This is a genomic window from Halobacillus seohaensis (assembly GCF_042663045.1).
Lineage (GTDB): Bacteria > Bacillota > Bacilli > Bacillales > Halobacillaceae > Halobacillus_A > Halobacillus_A seohaensis.
Genome location: NZ_JBHSZV010000062.1, coordinates 1 through 18557 on the forward strand (window position 1 = coordinate 1; position 18557 = coordinate 18557).

An 18557-nucleotide genomic window follows, 5' to 3' on the forward strand; every position below is an offset into this window, starting at 1 on the left:
CCTTCTATATAATAGAAAGAATAAATTGACGTACTGGTTGGTTCGTTCAGTTTTCAAAGATCAACATCTGTCTTTACGACAGTACATAAATTCTATCATAAGCCTTTAATGAATGTCAATACTATAAAAGGTTAATGCTATATTCATTCAAAACAATATAGAATTGGCTTCAAAAAAGCGACCTTTACAATATAACTAAGATCCCAATGAAAGTCAATAGAAGAATTTCAAGACTGTTATATAATCCAGCTCTATTTACCTTCAACCTAGTCTCACCTAATAAAGCCTACTGTTAACTTCATTAAGGGTCTCTATATTTCATTAAAAACCGCTACTTCAAAAAGCAACTTTGAATATAATAACTAGAATTTTAATAAATGTCAACGTGTATATTTCTTCAATAACCAAAATCGCTTAATGCTGGTTATTGATTCACATTATAAATCTTTCATATAGTAGATAAGTTCCTCGCATTTCTTTCGTGAAATTCGTGAGGCTAGCCTCACTCCTCGTTTGTCATCCGTGATTAAAAGAATTATCTTTACATTCGTAACGTCTATTATAAGTTCGACGCAAATAGATTAACGAAATAATCTCTAGAGGAAATGAAGAGCAGTACTGCACCTAATACAATTATCACTCTTACCTTTCATTGTTTCCTATTCTTAAAATACAAGTTCGCCTTTCCAATCTAACATACCGCCTTCAAGGTTGTTTAGTTTATGAAAACCTTTTGCACTCAAGTATTCTGAAGCGTTCATACTTCTTTTTCCTGAGCGACAAACCATTACATATTCCTTTGAAGAATCAAGGTGGTCAACTTCTTCTGGTATCTGTCCTAAAGGAATATGCTTAGCAGTTGGTATCATCCCTTGAGCAACTTCTTCATTTTCTCTAACATCTATAACAACAAGATCACGATTTTCATCTAATGCTTTTTCTAATTCACCGACTGTCATTACATTAATTTGATTCATTTATATCCTCCTTGATTCTGTCTCTATTTTAATTCTAGTAAAATTCATCAGCTAGTCAAGAAAATACTTTTACTAATTTCAAAGTTAAGGCTATTCCCCTTATCAAGAGAATAGCCTTTCAAAATTTCAAAAACGTATCTTTTAATTCGCTACTATGTTGACAAGTTTTCCTGGTACTGCAATAACTTTACGAACCGTCTTTCCTTCTAACCACTCTTTAATGTTCGAATGTTCAAGAGCCGCTTTCTCTAAATCTTCTTTTGATACATCCGGACTTACCATCATTTTCGCACGAACTTTCCCCATTACTTGAATAACAATTTCCACTTCATCTTCTACAAGTTTGGACTGATCAAAAACAGGCCAATCCTCGTAACTAATACCATCTTCATGCCCTAACTTTTCCCAAAGTTCTTCTGTTAAATGGGGGGCTATCGGTGATAACAGTTTCACGAATCCTTCTACAAAATCTTTCGGTAATTCATTGACTTTATAGCCTTCATTAATAAATACCATCATTTGTGAGATTCCAGTGTTAAATCGTAGTTCTTCAAAGTTTTCAGTCACTTTTTGCACAGTTTCGTGATAGGTTTTTTCTAATGTGGTATCCGAACTATTTTCTACTATGGCCTCAGAAAGACTACCTTCAACTACGAACAATCTCCATACGCGATCAAGGAATCGTCTAGCACCATCCAAGCCATTCGTTGACCAGGCAATAGATGCATCAAGAGGTCCCATGAACATTTCATACAATCTTAGAGTGTCGGCGCCATGAGTGTGTACAATATCATCAGGATTTACTACGTTCCCTTTTGATTTACTCATTTTCTCGTTACCCTCTCCTAAAATCATTCCTTGGTTAAATAATTTTTGGAATGGCTCTTTTGTAGGTACAACCTCGGCATCATATAGCACTTTGTGCCAGAAACGAGCATATAACAAATGAAGCACAGCATGTTCCGCTCCACCAATATACACATCTATAGGCAACCACTTTTTTAATTTTTCATAGTCGGCAAAAGTATTATCATTATTAGCATCAATGTACCGCAGGAAATACCAGCAGCTACCAGCCCATTGAGGCATTGTGTTGGTTTCACGTCGGCCCTTCATTCCTGTTTCAGGATCAACGACGTTTACCCAATCATCTATGTTCGCTAATGGTGACTCACCCGTTCCTGACGGTTTGATTTCTGTAGTCTTAGGAAGTTCAACTGGCAACTCATTTTCAGGAACAGCTGTAATTGAACCATCTTCCCAATGAATGATAGGAATTGGCTCTCCCCAGTAACGTTGACGACTAAATAACCAGTCACGCAAACGATACGTAGTTTTCTTTTCCCCTTTATTATTTTCTTCGAGCCACTGTATTGATTTTTCAATGGCTTCATCTTTATCTAAACCATCTAACATACCTGAATTAATGTGCTTTCCATCACCAGTATAAGCTTCTTCTTTCACATTGCCACCTTCAACTACAGCAATGATCGGTAAATTATATTTAACGGCAAATTCATAATCTCGTTCATCGTGAGCTGGTACAGCCATAATAGCACCACTGCCATAACTCATTAATACATAGTCAGCGACCCAAATAGGCAGTTTATTGCCATCAATCGGATTTATTGCATAGGCACCTGTGAATACACCCGTTTTATTTTTGGCTAGATCTGTGCGTTCAAGTTCGCTCTTGTTTTGCGCGGTTTGAATATATTCTTCAACCGCTTCTTTGTTTTCAAGCGTCACAATCTGATTAACTAAAGGGTGTTCTGGAGACAGAACCGCATACGTGGCACCATATAACGTATCAGGACGAGTAGTAAATACATCAAAAGAACCTTCATGATTAGCAATGTCAAAAATAACTTCAGCACCCTCAGATTTACCAATCCAATTCCGTTGCATATCTTTAATACTCTCAGGCCAATCAAGTTCTTCTAAATCGTCTAACAACCGATCAGCGTATTCAGTAATCTTAAGCATCCACTGTTTCATCGGACGTCTTTCTACAGGATGTCCCCCTCGTTCACTTTTACCATCAATGACTTCTTCATTGGCCAACACGGTACCTAAGGCAGGGCACCAATTTACTGCCACTTCGTCAATGTAAGCAAGACCTTTTTCATAAAGTTTGAGGAATATCCACTGCGTCCACTTGTAATAGTCTGGATCCGTGGTATTAATTTCGCGATCCCAGTCATAAGAAAAGCCTAGTTCCTGAATTTGTCGCTTAAAAGTACTGATGTTTTGTTTAGTAAATTCTTCTGGATCATTCCCTGTATCAAGCGCATATTGTTCAGCAGGCAAGCCAAATGCATCCCAACCCATTGGGTGTAGCACTTCATATCCCTGCATCCTTTTCATTCGGGTTAGAATATCCGTCGCCGTATATCCTTCAGGATGACCCACGTGCAAACCTGCACCAGAAGGATAAGGAAACATATCAAGTGCGTAAAATTTCTTCTTATCAGAATCTGTATTTGTTTTGAAAATTTTATTGTCTAACCAGTAAGACTGCCATTTTTTTTCAATGGTTTTGTGATCAAATGCCAATATACTCTCCTCCTAAAATCATGAAATAAAAAAAGCCACTCATCCCTAATGTTAGGGACGAGAGACTACTCCCGCGGTACCACCCAAATTAACGTTTTCACGCTCGCTTGTAATCGATATCGGTGATAGGACCGGAAGAAGTTATATCTCGTGTTCACTTCTTCGACATCAAAGGTGAGTTCATAAAAACTCAAGAGTAACTTCCACCAACCGTTACTTCTCTATATCTTGAGACTTTACTACTATTCCTTATCTTCGTCATTACATATCTATTTGTATCTTATTGAAAGCGTAAAGCTTTGTCAAGAAATCTATCCGGAATGTTCGCCACCTCATCAGAAAAGCATCCTATAACCGAATTACTCGAACACTTTTATCGGCAGAAGCAACAACTAACTGCTCCCCATTTGGAGAATAATCTACAGAGTAGTTCCCCTTGGAAGGAAGTTTAATCTCTTCAACGGATAAATCTTGAAGCTGTATTCTTTTTAAGAGAAACGGCATAGCAATAGCCACTTCTTTTTCATTCTGAGAAATTGCTAGAGAATAATAACCTGGATCACCTACTTTATACTTTTCTAATACTTGATGTGTTTTCATGTCCCACAAAATTAAACTTCCATCATATCCAATGGAAACCCCATGAAGGTCTTGATCAAAAAATTCAAACCCCATAGTCGCTTGCTCATGGCCCTCCATTTCCTCTAATATCTCGCCTGAAGGGATCATACAACGTCGCAATCTTGTGCCTACTCCTCCTATAATGGCATGGGAATTAGTTTGAGAAGTTGTTAACACCCCACTGTTTTGCTGGTCACTCTTCACTTTATGGACTAAATCCCCATCCGGCCATTCTCTAACTCTAAGCATAGTTGTTTTATTACTTGTTAATAGATATTGATAATCATAGCTAAAATGCATATGACTGACTCCAGATTTTAAATCTTGCCATGTTGCCTTTGGTTTTGTAGAAGATAATTCATGATGGGTAATAGTTCCGTCACCTGAGGCTGATATAAATTCTTGTCCTTCTTTTAACCATTGAATACTATTTACCGTTTGATTGTGTCCTTCGTAAAGTTGAACACGTTCTAAAGAAACTCGATCCCATAAATAAAGTTCTCCATTAAAACCCGCAGTTAAAATATAATCTCCATGAGGGCTGAATTTCACTTTGTTCACATGGGAAGAATGGCCTTCCAGTCGAATGATTTCCATTTAATTACCTACTTTCTAATTAGCATTTTTTGAAGGAAGTAGTTTCGTGGTAAAATACCTATGCATATACATTTTCTTAAAAGGAGCCACTAAAACATGAAGTTAAAAAGGGTACTGCAATATGCTCACGAATTAATGAGAGAAACATTAAAAGACGGCGACATTGCCATAGATGCAACGTGCGGCAACGGTCACGACACTCTCTTCTTAAGCCAACTTATTGGTAAGACAGGACACGTCTATGCATATGACATTCAAGAACAGGCAATTAAAAACACTAGCGAACGCTTAAACGAAAATAACCTTCACACAAGAGCAACGCTGTTTCAAGAAAGTCATGATATGATCGAAGCCACAATCCCAAGAGAGCATCTAGAAAAATTGCAAGGCGCTATTTTTAACCTAGGGTATTTACCCGGAAGTGATAAGTCTATAGTTACGACGCCAGAACAAACAACAGAATCCGTTCAAACTATATTAAACTTCCTGCAACCATCTGGGCTTGTTGTCTTAGTTGTCTATTACGGACACCCTGGCGGTGAAAAGGAGAAACACGCCCTCCTTCAGTACGTAGAAAGGTTGGACCAAAAATCATTTAATGTACTGCAATATGGGTTTATCAATCAAAAAAACTCTCCACCATTTATTGTAGCTATTGAAAAAAAGAAAGCCCATTAAGATTGATTAGCACGAATGCGATTATATACTTTAGTATTAAGATAAAAGAAAGTGGCTTTTTTCCCACTTGCACGCAACAAAGATTTAACAAAGCTTTTAGCATGATCCAATGCTTTAACTTTGTGATCTGCTAAGTACATACCAACCAACCCTTCGTGAACCATCTGATGAAATGCTCTATTTGGCAAATTCTTTATAGAACGATTTGTTTCATTTACAAAATATACAAATCGTTCCCTCATACGATCCTCGTGCTCGTAATAAGAACAGAAATTAAGGTCGCCTTCTTCCTCGTCCTCTTCCTGATCGATATAATAATCTAATAAAATGTGTAATCCTTGCATATACGGAAAGTAACTTTGATCAATTTGTTCAGCTAATTGATCCGTCATATTACCACTCAACGTGTATGATACTAAGCAATATATCCCTAAAGTAGATCCCGTAGAGGCGGAGAATTCATACCATTCCAATTGAGGGCATTTTGATTGATGATTCTGATGCCAGTGCTTTAAACGCGGAATCCTTTCTTCTTCACGTACATGTTTATGTACTTGTAAATCACTGTACAATTGACCTAATGTCGTCGTATAAGACTGAGAAATTTGATAATTCGATGACTGTCCAAGAACATCCTGACATGTAAGCACTAATGATCGAAGGTATCCTCCATCATCTTTATCTTTTCTGAAATAATAATAATCCTTCACTTGGTTTGTAGGTGTTAAGGCATCTACCATAGCCTCGTGCAGCATCTTAAAATCTTTTGGATCCATCGAAGTACTTCGATCACACAAATTGTCTAAGTAATCGCTAATAGTTTGGTACGCTACAATAAAACGAATCGCTTCCTCCCATTGGTCTTTAGCTAATAACGAGTAGATCCCCCCACCTTCACAATGGAATGTTTTTGCCTGAATACTAGCTAGTGCCTGAGTTCTTAACTCTTGATTAGGAATAGCTTTCGCCTTTTCCCTCCAAAGATTTAATTCAATATGAACACGAGGGAATATTTTTTTGTAAACCCTTATCATTAATGGTAGTGCTCGTGTAGGAATTTTCACTGCCACGTTAACCTCTCCTTTACCATTCAGCCGTTAAGTTGCTGATTTAGAAACTTCATCATATATAGATAAGCTTGTTCCCATTCTAATTCATTTAAAATTTCATGGTAATAGCCTGGCCACTCCTTATAAATTTTCTCAATAGATTCAATTTGGTGAAACCATTCATTCGTTTTGCCCCGATCCACCATCAAATCTTCTCCTGCTTGCATGACCAATAAAGGCACATTTGGAAATTCTTCCACTTCTTTAAAAGCTATTTTTATTGCCTTTTGAAACTCAATGTACCATCTCACCGAAACCTTCTCCAACATTAAAGAGTCCTCTTTGTCTCTCTTAATGACTTCTGGATTAGTTGTAACCATCTCTGGTTTTAAAGGAGAATCAACTTGGAAAGTTGGCCAAAAGACATTTAGAAACATAGAAATAATTTCTAACGGTTTAGTTGCTCCATTCAAAATACCGAGCGCTGGCGATGATAAAATCACACCAGATACATGAGGTTTGAACTTTTGAAGGGTACGGATAACGACCAAACCACCCATACTGTGACCAAGTAAGAACATCGGTTTGTTAGGATCTGCCTGATCCATCCACTTCATTAATTTATGTAAATAATCATCAAACGAGCGAATATGGCCTTTTCTGCCTGCTGTTACTCCTTGTCCAGGAAGGTCTTCACTAATGACGTCATACCCATCATGCCGTAACCTTTCTAATAGATGACTATAACGACCAGAATGTTCAAATGCTCCATGAACGAGGACAATCGTAGCTTTTGCCACTACATCTCCCACCTATCATTTGCTATACTATACTTAATATTATTATAAGGGGGATCTAAATGATTTGCGAATATAACGGAAAAACTCCAAATATACATAACACTGCATTTATCGCGAATGATACGGTAATCACTGGGGATGTTTCGATTGGATCCGATTCTAGTGTTTGGTTCAAAACTGTTATCCGCGGAGACGTAGCTCCTGTATATATTGGAAATGAAGTGAATATCCAAGATTTAAGCATGCTTCATCAAAGCCCAAATATCCCTTTGATTATTGAAGACGGTGTTACTGTCGGGCATCAGGTTACTCTCCACTCAGCAAAAATTAAGAAAAATGCTTTAATAGGAATGGGGTCTATCATTTTAGATGGGGCAGAAATTGGCGAACAAGCCTTTATTGGCGCAGGAAGCTTAGTTCCACCTGGAAAGTCTATCCCTCCTCGTACGCTTGCCTTAGGTCGACCAGCAAAAGTCGTGAGGGAATTAACCGAAGAAGATTATAAAGAACTTGATCGCATTCGTACTAGTTATGTAGAAAAAGGAAAAGCATATAAAATACAACAGTATGATAAATAAAAAAGCCGTTATCCTAAATGGTAAATAGTTCGGTTTTTGGAGTACAAAAACATATTTAGAGGGAAAAATAGCAACAGAGTTATCGAACCAATTAACATACTAAATAACATTACAATTGGTAAAGAAAAACGCTTGGACATTTTAATATCCAAGCGTTTTTCTTTATATTTTCTTCTTCAACTAAAGTCCATACGCCGCTGACCAAGGCGCCTCCGCTTTTAAAAGTGGAGTCTCGCGATTTCCCGGCCCTCCCTTGCCATTGTGAGGCAGACGGAAACCTCAGTAATGGGTTCTTCAAATTGTAGGCTATTCATAGAAGAGATTTTGCAACTGCACACTTGTTCCATATGGTGTAGCGAACACAGAAGACGACTCAGGCAGTAGGGCCGTTCATTAAAAGCAAAGGATAGGTGGCGAGGAAACGGGGAGATTCCCAAGCCCCCCATTCGATGTGTGAGAAACGAACCCCTTTCCCAGAAGGACTATCTTCCACTATCCGTGTTCTATTGCAATGAACCTCTCTTTATCAAGGATTTTAATAGGACCGCCCGCTATCAAGATTTGCATGCAAACTTAGGAATGGCTGCCTTTTCTTGAAGGGGCATCGAGACACTTATATGGTAAAGGGGCGGAGGGAAACGGTGAGACTCCTATGGGATGTGCGGGACAGCTGAGAACCCACAGGACGAAGTCCGAGGAGGCTCAGCGCCCACCCCATGGAAAGCGAACCGTTTCCCGCAGCCCCTACGTTCACACAAACATCTCAAATTCAAGCACAATCTCTGATTTTGTATACCAATTTATATGTTAAATACCGATCATCGTTGATATAACAAGGAATAATAAGAGACCAAATCATATGCGATTTGGTCTCTTCATTCGTATGTTATTTCATGTTTTGTACTCGAAAACTGAACCCGTTACCTAAATGGATAACGACTTTTTTATGAGGATAAATTTTTCTTTAATAACTCAGCTTTATCTGTTTTTTCCCATGGAAACTCAACATCTGTACGTCCAAAATGCCCAAAGGCTGCCGTTTGTCGGTAGATCGGGCGTCGCAAATCTAGCATTTTTATAATTCCAGCAGGTCTGAGATCAAATAACTCTCGAACAACCTCTACTAATTTCTCTTCAGAATATTTACCTGTCCCGCTCGTATCAATGGATATGGATACAGGCTGAGCTACACCTATCGCATAAGCAAGTTGAACTTCGCAAGATTCTGCTAATCCTGCTGCTACAATGTTTTTCGCAACATAACGTGCCGCATATGCTGCTGAACGATCCACTTTTGTCGCATCTTTTCCACTAAATGCACCACCACCATGGCGAGCATAACCACCGTATGTATCAACGATGATCTTTCTTCCTGTTAAACCAGCATCGCCTTGAGGTCCACCAATAACAAATCGACCTGTAGGATTGATAAAATATTTAGTCTTATCATCTATAAGGTGAGTGGGAATCACATGGTGAATGACATGTTCCTTCAAGTCCTTTTTAATCTGTTCTAACGTGATTTCCTCAGCATGTTGAGTGGAGATAACTACCGTGTCAACTCGGACAGGTTTATTGTTCTCATCATATTCTATCGTAACTTGTGTTTTACCGTCAGGACGAAGGTAAGCTAAAGTTCCACTATTTCTTACATCAGAAAGTCGTTTAGCTATTTTATGAGCCAAAGATATTGGTAAAGGCATAAGTTCTTCTGTTTCATTATTAGCAAACCCAAACATTAAGCCTTGATCTCCTGCTCCAATAGCTTCTAATTCTTCGTCACTCATCTGACCTTCTCTGGACTCTAATGAAACATTGACCCCTCCGGCAATATCCGCTGACTGTTCATCAATGGCTGTTAATACTGCACATGTGTCTGCATCAAATCCATATTTCGCTCTTGTATAACCAATATCCTTAATTGTTTGACGAACGATAGCTGGAATATCAACATAAGTATTTGTACTAATTTCACCTGAAACAAGAACAAGTCCCGTTGTTACTGTCGTTTCACACGCAACTCGTGCATTTGGATCGTGCTTTAAAATTTCATCTAATATTGCATCAGAAATCTGATCACAGATTTTGTCTGGATGACCTTCTGTAACTGATTCTGACGTGAATAACCGGCGATTGGCAGGCATTCTTCAAAACTCCCCCTTCTAATAGTACAAAGATTAGACGGAACTCTTTACCAGTATCTTTATTGAAGTCATGATACGCCAAACTTCATATTATGTTCACATATCCATTATCTAAATCTTACTTGAAAGGATTTTTTTCATTAAAAAAAGAAAAAACCCTTCCTACTCAAGAGGAAAGGCGTTGTTTTCCTTTCGCTCTTATCGTCCAAGATTACGACCTTCATGTAACCTTGCTTCAGGTTAGCACCATATCATCTTCATGACGGGTTGCTGGGTTTCAATGGGCCTGTCCCTCCACCGACTCTAGATAAGAGAGTATCCGTTCGGACTAATAGTATCGAAATCCTGTAACCATGTCAATTAGTTTCGCGTCTTCAGGAAATGGAACATGATCCGTTTCTACAACGTTTTTCAAACAAACGATATCGATGATTAGCAATCCAGCGATAAATAGGATCCCCAACTTTATTCGTGCCAGGTATGGACATAATAAGTCCAAGGAAAAATGTGATAGGTGTTCTTAAAAACAAGTACGTCATCGCTTCGTATCCACGTCTAACTACTTGTTTTGAATTAATAACATGAATTTCTTTATGCAGTTCTTCTTTATCTATCGATATTTCCTGATCAAATCGTTGAAGAGATTGCCACTTAATCATCTGAAACCAGTCGAGAAATTTAAAGATATTTTTACTTTGTTGACACAAATAACAATGCTCATCATAAAGAACTTCAATCTTGCTCACTATTTCACATCCTTTCGTTAACATTATAGTACAATTAGTAATAAAATGAAATGAAAGCACTTCCAATTAATAGTATGGACTATTCATAATAATGTGTTATACTTTACTTCAAAGTATAACATTTTCAAATTTTTGAGTAAGGGTGGGTAGACTCCTATGAGCACAATTAATCAAATGTCTAATTTAAATCAACTAAAAAGCCAAGCAAACGTTCAACATCAATTATCAGTTCCACAATTAGTTGAAAAGATTCTTTCTCGGAATGAAGGAACTTTAACAAATAGTGGTGCGATTCAAGCAACAACAGGAGAGTATACTGGACGTTCACCTCAGGATAAATTCATCGTATTGGATGAGCAATCCTCTCAATATGTGAATTGGGGAAAAACAAATCAATCTATTGATGATGATGCGTTTGTGAAGTTATACCATAAAGTATTAGATTACTTGAAGAATCGTGATGAGCTATTTGTGTTTAATGGGTTCGCCGGGGCTGACGAAAGATATCGTCTGCCTATTCAAGTGATCAATGAATTTGCCTGGCACAACTTATTCTCTCAACAGATGTTTATTCAACCAAACCAACAAGAGTTAAATCATCATGAAGCGGAATTCACAGTCGTATCTGCACCTACATTCAAGGCTGCACCGGAAACTGATGGTACGAATTCTGAAACTTTTATTATCATTTCTTTTAAGCACCGAATTGTGTTAATCGGCGGAACTGAATATGCAGGAGAGATTAAAAAATCAATTTTTTCGGTTATGAACTATATTCTTCCAAGACAAAATGTCTTATCTATGCATTGTTCAGCTAATGTTGGCAAAGAGGGAGACGTAGCTCTGTTTTTCGGTCTTTCTGGCACAGGAAAAACAACTTTATCTGCAGATCCTGAACGGAAACTAATTGGGGACGACGAACATTCCTGGTCAAATTATGGTATCTCTAATATTGAAGGTGGTTGTTATGCAAAGTGTATCAATTTATCTTCAGAAAAAGAGCCACAAATTTTTGATGCTATTCGCTTTGGAGCCGTTTTGGAAAATGTCATATTAGATCAGAATTCCCATCAACCCGATTATGATAATACTACACTTACGGAAAACACAAGAGCTGCTTATCCGCTTTCCCATATTAAAAACACAGTGAAACCAAGTATAGCAGGCCATCCCAATGCTATTGTTTTTCTCACAGCAGATGCAACTGGTGTTCTTCCTCCTATTAGCCGCTTGACTAAAGAACAAGCGATGTACCACTTCCTAAGTGGTTACACTAGCAAACTAGCAGGAACTGAACGTGGAATAACTTCACCACAAGCTACATTCTCTGCATGCTTTGGATCTCCATTCCTTCCTTTAGCACCTTCTGTATATGCCGAAATGCTTGGAGAAAAGATTGACCAGTTCAATTCTGATGTATATTTAGTCAATACCGGCTGGACCGGAGGCGCTTATGGAGAAGGAACACGAATGAAATTATCACATACACGTTCGATGATTCATGCAGCTCTAGAAGGCGAACTAAATTCAGTTGAAACCTATATAGATCCTGTTTTCGGATTACAAGTACCCATAAATTGCCCTGGCGTTCCGGATGATGTCCTTATACCAAGAAAGACTTGGAAAGATTCAAAGGCCTATGATCAAAAAGCACACGAATTAGCTCAGAAATTTCATGAAAACTTTAAACAGTTTACAAAAGCTAGCCCAGATATAAGAGAAGCTGGACCAGCTTATGGTAGACAGTAACCTTATTTTCCACGGATGATATAAAAAAGGCCTAATCTAGCAACTTTGAAGTACAAACATTAAAAATGTATATGTAAGTGGGGCATTGAATGGCAGAGTCATTCAATGCCCCACTTTTTGTAACCTGATCTTGTTCCACTTGGTATTTGCTCTTCTAGGCTCTTTCTTAAGATAGCAATATAGTTGATTGTGAGTATACAGTGCCACTACGATTACAAATTCATATAAAAAAGTAGTTCAGTTCAGGCATACAATTTGCATATGCATCCAAAACTGAACTACTTACTATGACTAGTAAGACTTTTTTTGAAAACTTTAAGTTTCGTGAAGATTTAAATAATCCTCTTTTATTCGGTTTAAACATTGAGGCAATACCTCATCTTTCATCATAAAACTATATAAGCTATTACTTTTGATACTTTGGGGTAACTGATCGAGTAGAACAGGTCCCTCTGTTTCAAAATAATGATGTTGATCCAACAATCGTGAGACAGTTGCGAAATACACATTTTTAATAACAGTTCCACCTTTTCCTGCCACATAATATTGTCCAACATAGTTTAACTGGTCCACTTCTGCACCCGTTTCCTCCAGCACTTCCCTAACAGCTGCTCGGTCTGCTGTTTCTCCTCTTTCCACTTTCCCCCCTGGAAACTCTAACCCTCTATTTTTATGTTTGGTAAGTAGCCACTGATTTTCAAATCGGCAAATAACCCATACATGCTTTGGGGTGTTTGAGAAGGGATGGTCCTCAAAGGATAGATTGACTTGATTTCGGTAGTAATCATAAAAAGTTTTCATGTAAGATCATCTGCCTTTAATACTTGTTTATATAACTTTAACGAACGCTTCTGCATTAAATCGTATCATAAGCAAGAAGTAATAAAAACTCTAGTCCTTACAATTCTATGAAACTTTTGGTTTATTTCGTTCATATACATGATAAGTCAACTTGAAAAGGGGAGAAAACGTGTATAAAATATTGTTTCTATTGGTTGAAGCACCTAAAGAACTAACTAACCAAATGAATCAATTAAGTACAACAGACAAGCACCAGCGATCAACTAGAAGATCATAAGGAATATGTTGATGAATTTATTATGTACTCTCCTTTAGTTCTCAAGGAGAAGACGTGCAATCACTTACTAAAAATTAACCAAGAAAGTGTTCCCTGATGAGAACATTCCAAAAAAAATGGTGGAAGGGTTATGAAACCGAAGAAATTACGATTCCTCAAGAGGTAATTAACTCCGCAGAGCCTTTACCAGATATGGGAACCATGCCATAACAGATGAAAAGCCGCTTCATTCAGGAAGCGGCTTTTCATCTGTTAAATCCTCTAAAATTCCCATTCCTCTTATATGTTCTTTCGTTGGGTCATCTCCTAGTTCATAAATCATTCTGAATGCCGATTTCATACCCTCGTCAAATTCGTCATTTGACATATCATGATGATAAGGATCATATGGTACATGGGCTCTGAAGAATGCTCTCGTATCAGAATTGTACATTTCATCAAAAACTTCTCTCAAAACAAGCAGATCTTGTTCGTCAGCGTTTATAATAAAGTCATCATTATTGCCATCATGGTTGATCGAAATCTCCCGTGTTCCTATGTTTACATAGTATTGTTTTTTAGCCATTCGAAAAACCTCCTTTCCACTTATCTTGAGCAAAAAGAAAGGCTTTTATCACGAAAATCACTATTTTATTAAATGAGGACACACTTTACAATAGATGCTCTCATCGTAAAGCTTATAGGATAAGCAACAACACTTCCTCTTTCTCGCCTCAGTTGGCAGTAAAGGTTGGTCTTGAAAATATGAAAATGGGTTAGTCGTCGTTCCAAATACCTCTCCTGGTAACTGATTTACGATTAATTTGAAATCATGTTTCATCACCTTCACAGTGTCAGCATCATACCATTCCTGCAATTGACGCTCATAAAACCAAAAGATATAAATGGCGATATTTTCCCACATAACATCCATTGAAAGTCGCGTTAATTGATTAATATGAAGAAAAAACGGGTGGACATGAAATTTAAATAAAATTTCTAGTTCCTCTCTCATCCACTCTTCACGTGTTTTCCCCTTCGGTTCGCTCACGTCCTTTGAAAGAAGACGAAACTTCGGAAACCACTTCAAATTTTCATCCATCCGAACAAGTTCAGTATTATTAGGTGACATATTAGGGGATTTATTAAAGATCGTTATCAAGGCTAAAGGAACAGTTGCAATGTAATAACCATAGCGCTTTGAAAGCAAAGAAGCAGTGGTTAATAAAGATTCAGATTGCATGAAGATATGCATTCCATCTAAAGTTTGCTGAACACCTTTTTTGGTTTGCAGGTCTTCCCCTCTAATGACTTCTAGGATTTTTCCATCGTTTCGACTGTAATACCTAAAATGTTCAGCTAAAAATTCTTCTTCTTTAATGTGTATCGATCCCATCATCATCACCTCAACGTTTACCAATTGTTTGCTAATCCTTAGTCTAAAGAGAGGAAATAAGATTGTCAATGAATATGATAATCATTTTCATTTAGAGGTGATATTCATATTTCTTTCCCATTAGTTGGTCTAAATACTCTTTATTTAGACTGAAGCCAATTCCGTTGGAAGTAGGAACGGTAATTCCTCCGTGTTGTACCTCAATAAAAGGTTCAATAACATCTTTATCAAAATAACGCGTGGAACTAGAAAGGTCCCCGGGATAAACAAAGTCTGGTAACGAAGAAAGGGCTATGTTGTGAGCTTTTGAAATACCTGTTTCCACCATTCCACCACACCAAACAGGGATGTTATGACTTTTACAATAATCGTGAATTTTTATTGCTTCCGTGAGACCTCCTACACGACTTATTTTAATGTTAATAACTTGGCAACTCTTTAGAGTAATCGCTTGGACAGCATCATCAAAGCTTTGAACAGATTCATCTAGGCAAATTGGCGTATCCATTCTATCTTGCAATTGTTGATGCAAATAAAAATCTCCCGCTCTAAATGGTTGTTCAATCATCAATAATCCTAGAGAATCAAATGATTTTATTCTCTCAATATCATGCACATCATACATACCATTAGCATCAAACATAATAGGAAGGTCTGGATAGACGTCCTTGACTGAAGCAATCATTTCTTCTTCTTTTCCCTTTTCAACTTTTAACTTGAAACGTTTATACCCCTCAGATAAAAGCTTATTTACATCTCTGGTTATCTGATTCGTGAGACTAAGGACTGCTCCCGCTTCTACTTCTTCCCTCACACCTCCGATTAGCTTCGACAGGCTAAGACCTCGTTGCTTGGCATAAACATCCCAGAGTGCTCCCTCAAATCCTGCCTTGGCCATTTGATTTCCCTGAATAAAAGCAACTTGTTCTGGAAAGTCAGAAGGTTCATTTAGCATTTCAAATGAAAGAGATGGGATAATAACATCTTTAATCATATGCCAACCCGTATTGATTGTTTCGGCTGTATAAAATGGCGTAGGAAAGGCTGTAACCTCTCCATATCCCGTGGTGCCCTCTATATCCTCAATTTCGACAATAATTACTGGACGTTCTTTTAGCAAACCCCGATGTGTTCTAAAGGGAACTTTTAATGGTAGGACAACTTCATATAAGGTTACTTTATTAATGTTCACGTCAATCTTCCTCATCCAGTAGTTGAGCCAAGTTTCTTCTAACTAGTTTATTCGCCGCGTTACGAGGTAATTCAGATACAAAGTTTATCGTACGAGGCACTTTATAAGATGCTAGTCTTTTTTGGCAAAAGTTATAAATTTCTTCTTTAGTGATGGAACTCTGATCGCTCACTACAACAAAAGCTGATGGAACTTCACCCCACTCTTCGTGATTAATCCCAGTCACTGCCGCTTCCTCAATATCTTTTATTTCTTGAAGAACACTTTCAATTTCAGCAGGATATACATTTTCCCCCCCTGAAATGATCATATCTTTCACTCGATCGACGACAAATAAAAATCCTTCCTCATCTAAATATCCTAAGTCTCCCGTAGCCAAATAATCTTCAGCATGGGGTTCGTGTTGATAGTAGCCCGAAGAGACCATTGGACCTTTTACGTGGATTTCTCCAATTTCATTAGGAGAGGTTAGCCCATCATTTGCAATAACTCGTAAAGAAGCGGGGCTTAGGGCTTTACCAGCGGAACCTAGTTTTCGAAATGCGTCATTCGGACTTAAGGTTACAATTTGCGAACTAGTTTCCGTCATCCCGTAAGACTGGAATACAGGGATATTTGCTTGTCCTGCTTCCTGAAGAAGTGGCTCTGGCACGGGGCCTCCACCTAGTAACGCCCCTCTAAAGGTGGAAGGATAAAGTTCATCTTGACTTTTCAACAAACGTTGCAGCATAACGGTAACCAAAGATACTAGCGTGACATTGTTATTCATAATATGATCGTTCACTAACGGTGCGTCAAATCGATTTAACAAAACAATGGGCATGCCATACACAACATTTTTCATTAACAATGAGAAGCCACCTACATGAAAAAGGGGTAAACATACGAGCCATTTATCATTTGTCGATAAACCTAAATTTAAAGCGGAGGAAACTGCACTAAACCAGTGGTTTCCATAGGTATGCATCACTGCTTTCGGTTTGCCAGTTGTTCCTGATGTGTACATCATTGTGAATACATCATCTAGTTTCAGAAACTGATTGAGGTCCATCACTTTTTCACTGTCTGGCAAAGTTCCCAATGGAATAATGCTCGGTTGTTTTTTTAAAATGTGAGCTGCTTCAGAAGCTTTGTTAATGTGTTCTTGCTCAGTATATACATGCTTAACATCTGCATCCTCCAGTTGATAAGCAATCTCTCTAGGTGATAAACGTATATTTAAACAAACAGCTACGGCACCTATATAGCTAACGGCATGGATAAAGTAAACAAAGTCAAGGCGATTGCCAGCAAGAATAGCAAGATGATCTCCTTTTTTGACCCCCGAATTTATTAAGCCACTAGCCATTCTCTGACTTTTTTCCTTTATATCATTAAATGTGACAACCCGACCTTCTAGCTCTATTGCAGTAGCATTCGGTTGAAGGTCTGTTTGTTTATCTAACCAGTGAGGGATTTCAATCATTTGTTGGCCTCCTTTAATTGCTACAAATAATTTATATAACAAATAAGTTCATTCACTTTCCTCAAATAAAAAGGGCTTGCCCAGCGGAGGGAAGCCCAATCTAATTTATATGCTCTCTTCCCTTATTAAGGGAAACGCGGAAATTGATCAAAATCTGGCTTGCGCTTTTCTTTGAATGAGTCGCGGCCTTCTTTTGCTTCATCAGTTGTATAATAAAGCAACGTAGCATCTCCACCCATTTGTTGCAGTCCAGCTAATCCATCAGTATCTGCGTTGAAAGAAGCCTTTAGGAAACGTAAAGCAGTTGGGGATTTTTCAAGCATTTCTCTCCCCCATTGAACCATTTCATCTTCCAGTTGATCAAGGGGAACTACCGTGTTGACAAGTCCCATATCAAAAGCCTCTTTAGCGCTGTATTGACGGCAAAGGAACCAAATTTCACGAGCTCTCTTATGGCCAACAATACGGGCAAGTAAACCTGCACCATAGCCTGCATCAAAGCTGCCTACTTTAGGTCCGGTCTGACCGAAGATGGCATTATCTGCCGCAATCGTTAGATCACAAACGATATGTAACACGTGGCCGCCACCAATTGCATAACCAGATACCATAGCTACTACTGGCTTAGGAATGACGCGAATCAAACGTTGCAAATCAAGCACGTTTAAACGTGGGATATGGTCATCTCCTACGTACCCACCATGTCCTCTAACACTTTGGTCTCCCCCGGAACAAAATGCATCGTCTCCAGCTCCAGCTAGCACAATGACTCCTATTTTCGAATCATCACGAGCGTAAGCGAACGCATCAATTAACTCTTGCACTGTTTTTGGACGGAAGGCATTTCGCACCTCCGGACGGTTAATGGTTATTTTAGCAATACCTTCAAATGTTTCATAAAGAATATCCTCATAGTTGCGTTCTGAATTCCAATTATAACTCATATAATACG

The 18557-nt window shown here is 38.2% G+C and carries 16 protein-coding genes, 1 riboswitch and 1 other annotated feature; of the genes, 3 read left to right on the forward strand and 13 right to left on the reverse strand.

Annotation, left to right across the window (positions count from 1 at the left end; genetic code table 11):
• Positions 1–665 precede the first annotated feature (665 nt).
• The 3 genes from ACFQIC_RS19215 to ACFQIC_RS19225 all read right to left on the reverse strand — a co-directional run bounded on the left by ACFQIC_RS19215 (position 666) and on the right by ACFQIC_RS19225 (position 4751).
• Positions 666–977: a rhodanese-like domain-containing protein gene (locus tag ACFQIC_RS19215; protein ID WP_204708469.1), complete on the reverse strand. Its 312-nt coding sequence runs from the start codon at positions 975–977 to the stop codon at positions 666–668.
• A 141-nt stretch (positions 978–1118) separates the two neighbouring features.
• On the reverse strand, positions 1119–3533 hold the full coding sequence (gene leuS / locus ACFQIC_RS19220; protein ID WP_204708468.1) for a leucine--tRNA ligase: 2415 nt from the start codon (positions 3531–3533) through the stop codon (positions 1119–1121).
• A gap of 50 nt (positions 3534–3583) precedes the next feature.
• Positions 3584–3798: a binding site (T-box leader), on the reverse strand.
• Between the two features lie 83 nt (positions 3799–3881).
• Positions 3882–4751, reverse strand: a complete 870-nt coding sequence (locus ACFQIC_RS19225) for a WD40 repeat domain-containing protein (RefSeq protein ID WP_204708467.1) — start codon at positions 4749–4751, stop codon at positions 3882–3884.
• Between the two features lie 96 nt (positions 4752–4847).
• Between ACFQIC_RS19225 and mnmM the strand changes: the two genes are divergently transcribed.
• Entirely contained in the window at positions 4848–5429 is a 582-nt protein-coding gene (mnmM, locus tag ACFQIC_RS19230; protein WP_204708466.1) for a tRNA 5-(aminomethyl)-2-thiouridylate-methyltransferase MnmM, read from the forward strand.
• On the opposite strand, the gene ACFQIC_RS19235 is transcribed toward mnmM, so the two are convergent.
• Both ACFQIC_RS19235 and ACFQIC_RS19240 read right to left on the reverse strand, forming a co-directional pair.
• Positions 5426–6493, reverse strand: a complete 1068-nt coding sequence (locus ACFQIC_RS19235) for a tetraprenyl-beta-curcumene synthase family protein (protein WP_390217794.1) — start codon at positions 6491–6493, stop codon at positions 5426–5428. The two genes, mnmM and ACFQIC_RS19235, sit on opposite strands and share 4 nt — an antisense overlap.
• 26 nt (positions 6494–6519) lie before the next feature.
• Entirely contained in the window at positions 6520–7278 is a 759-nt protein-coding gene (locus ACFQIC_RS19240) for an alpha/beta hydrolase (RefSeq protein WP_390217704.1), read from the reverse strand.
• Between the two features lie 59 nt (positions 7279–7337).
• On the opposite strand from ACFQIC_RS19240, the gene ACFQIC_RS19245 reads away from it, so the two are divergent.
• Complete coding sequence (locus ACFQIC_RS19245; protein ID WP_204708464.1) at positions 7338–7856, forward strand: gamma carbonic anhydrase; 519 nt, start codon at positions 7338–7340, stop codon at positions 7854–7856.
• A 944-nt stretch (positions 7857–8800) separates the two neighbouring features.
• Here the strand turns inward: ACFQIC_RS19245 and metK are convergent.
• A complete protein-coding gene (gene metK / locus ACFQIC_RS19250) occupies positions 8801–10000 on the reverse strand; it encodes a methionine adenosyltransferase (protein ID WP_204708463.1) in 1200 nt (399 codons plus the stop codon).
• A gap of 195 nt (positions 10001–10195) precedes the next feature.
• Positions 10196–10314: riboswitch (SAM riboswitch) on the reverse strand.
• A 60-nt stretch (positions 10315–10374) separates the two neighbouring features.
• Positions 10375–10746 (reverse strand): thiol-disulfide oxidoreductase DCC family protein, encoded by a 372-nt coding sequence (locus ACFQIC_RS19255; protein ID WP_204708462.1) that lies wholly within the window; start codon positions 10744–10746, stop codon positions 10375–10377.
• A 156-nt stretch (positions 10747–10902) separates the two neighbouring features.
• On the opposite strand from ACFQIC_RS19255, the gene pckA reads away from it, so the two are divergent.
• Positions 10903–12495, forward strand: coding sequence for a phosphoenolpyruvate carboxykinase (ATP) (pckA, locus tag ACFQIC_RS19260; protein WP_204708461.1), 1593 nt, complete (start codon positions 10903–10905; stop codon positions 12493–12495).
• A gap of 315 nt (positions 12496–12810) precedes the next feature.
• Here pckA and ytkD read toward each other — a convergent pair whose 3' ends face one another.
• From ytkD to menB, 6 genes are all read right to left on the reverse strand, one after another.
• The gene (ytkD, locus tag ACFQIC_RS19265; RefSeq protein ID WP_204708460.1) at positions 12811–13296 is read right to left on the reverse strand and encodes an RNA deprotection pyrophosphohydrolase; all 486 of its coding nucleotides are present in this window, start codon (positions 13294–13296) and stop codon (positions 12811–12813) included.
• 503 nt (positions 13297–13799) lie between these two features.
• Entirely contained in the window at positions 13800–14138 is a 339-nt protein-coding gene (locus ACFQIC_RS19270) for a hydrolase (protein WP_204708459.1), read from the reverse strand.
• Positions 14139–14198: 60 nt separating this feature from the next.
• Positions 14199–14972, reverse strand: a complete 774-nt coding sequence (locus ACFQIC_RS19275) for a hypothetical protein (RefSeq protein WP_204708458.1) — start codon at positions 14970–14972, stop codon at positions 14199–14201.
• 67 nt (positions 14973–15039) lie between these two features.
• Positions 15040–16140 carry an o-succinylbenzoate synthase gene (menC, locus tag ACFQIC_RS19280; RefSeq protein ID WP_390217708.1) on the reverse strand — a complete coding sequence of 367 codons (1101 nt, stop codon included), beginning with the start codon at positions 16138–16140 and terminating at the stop codon, positions 15040–15042.
• A gap of 1 nt (position 16141) precedes the next feature.
• Entirely contained in the window at positions 16142–17605 is a 1464-nt protein-coding gene (locus ACFQIC_RS19285; protein WP_204708456.1) for an o-succinylbenzoate--CoA ligase, read from the reverse strand.
• 125 nt (positions 17606–17730) lie between these two features.
• Positions 17731–18549 (reverse strand): 1,4-dihydroxy-2-naphthoyl-CoA synthase, encoded by an 819-nt coding sequence (menB, locus tag ACFQIC_RS19290; RefSeq protein ID WP_204708455.1) that lies wholly within the window; start codon positions 18547–18549, stop codon positions 17731–17733.
• Between the last annotated feature and the right edge of the window lie 8 nt (positions 18550–18557).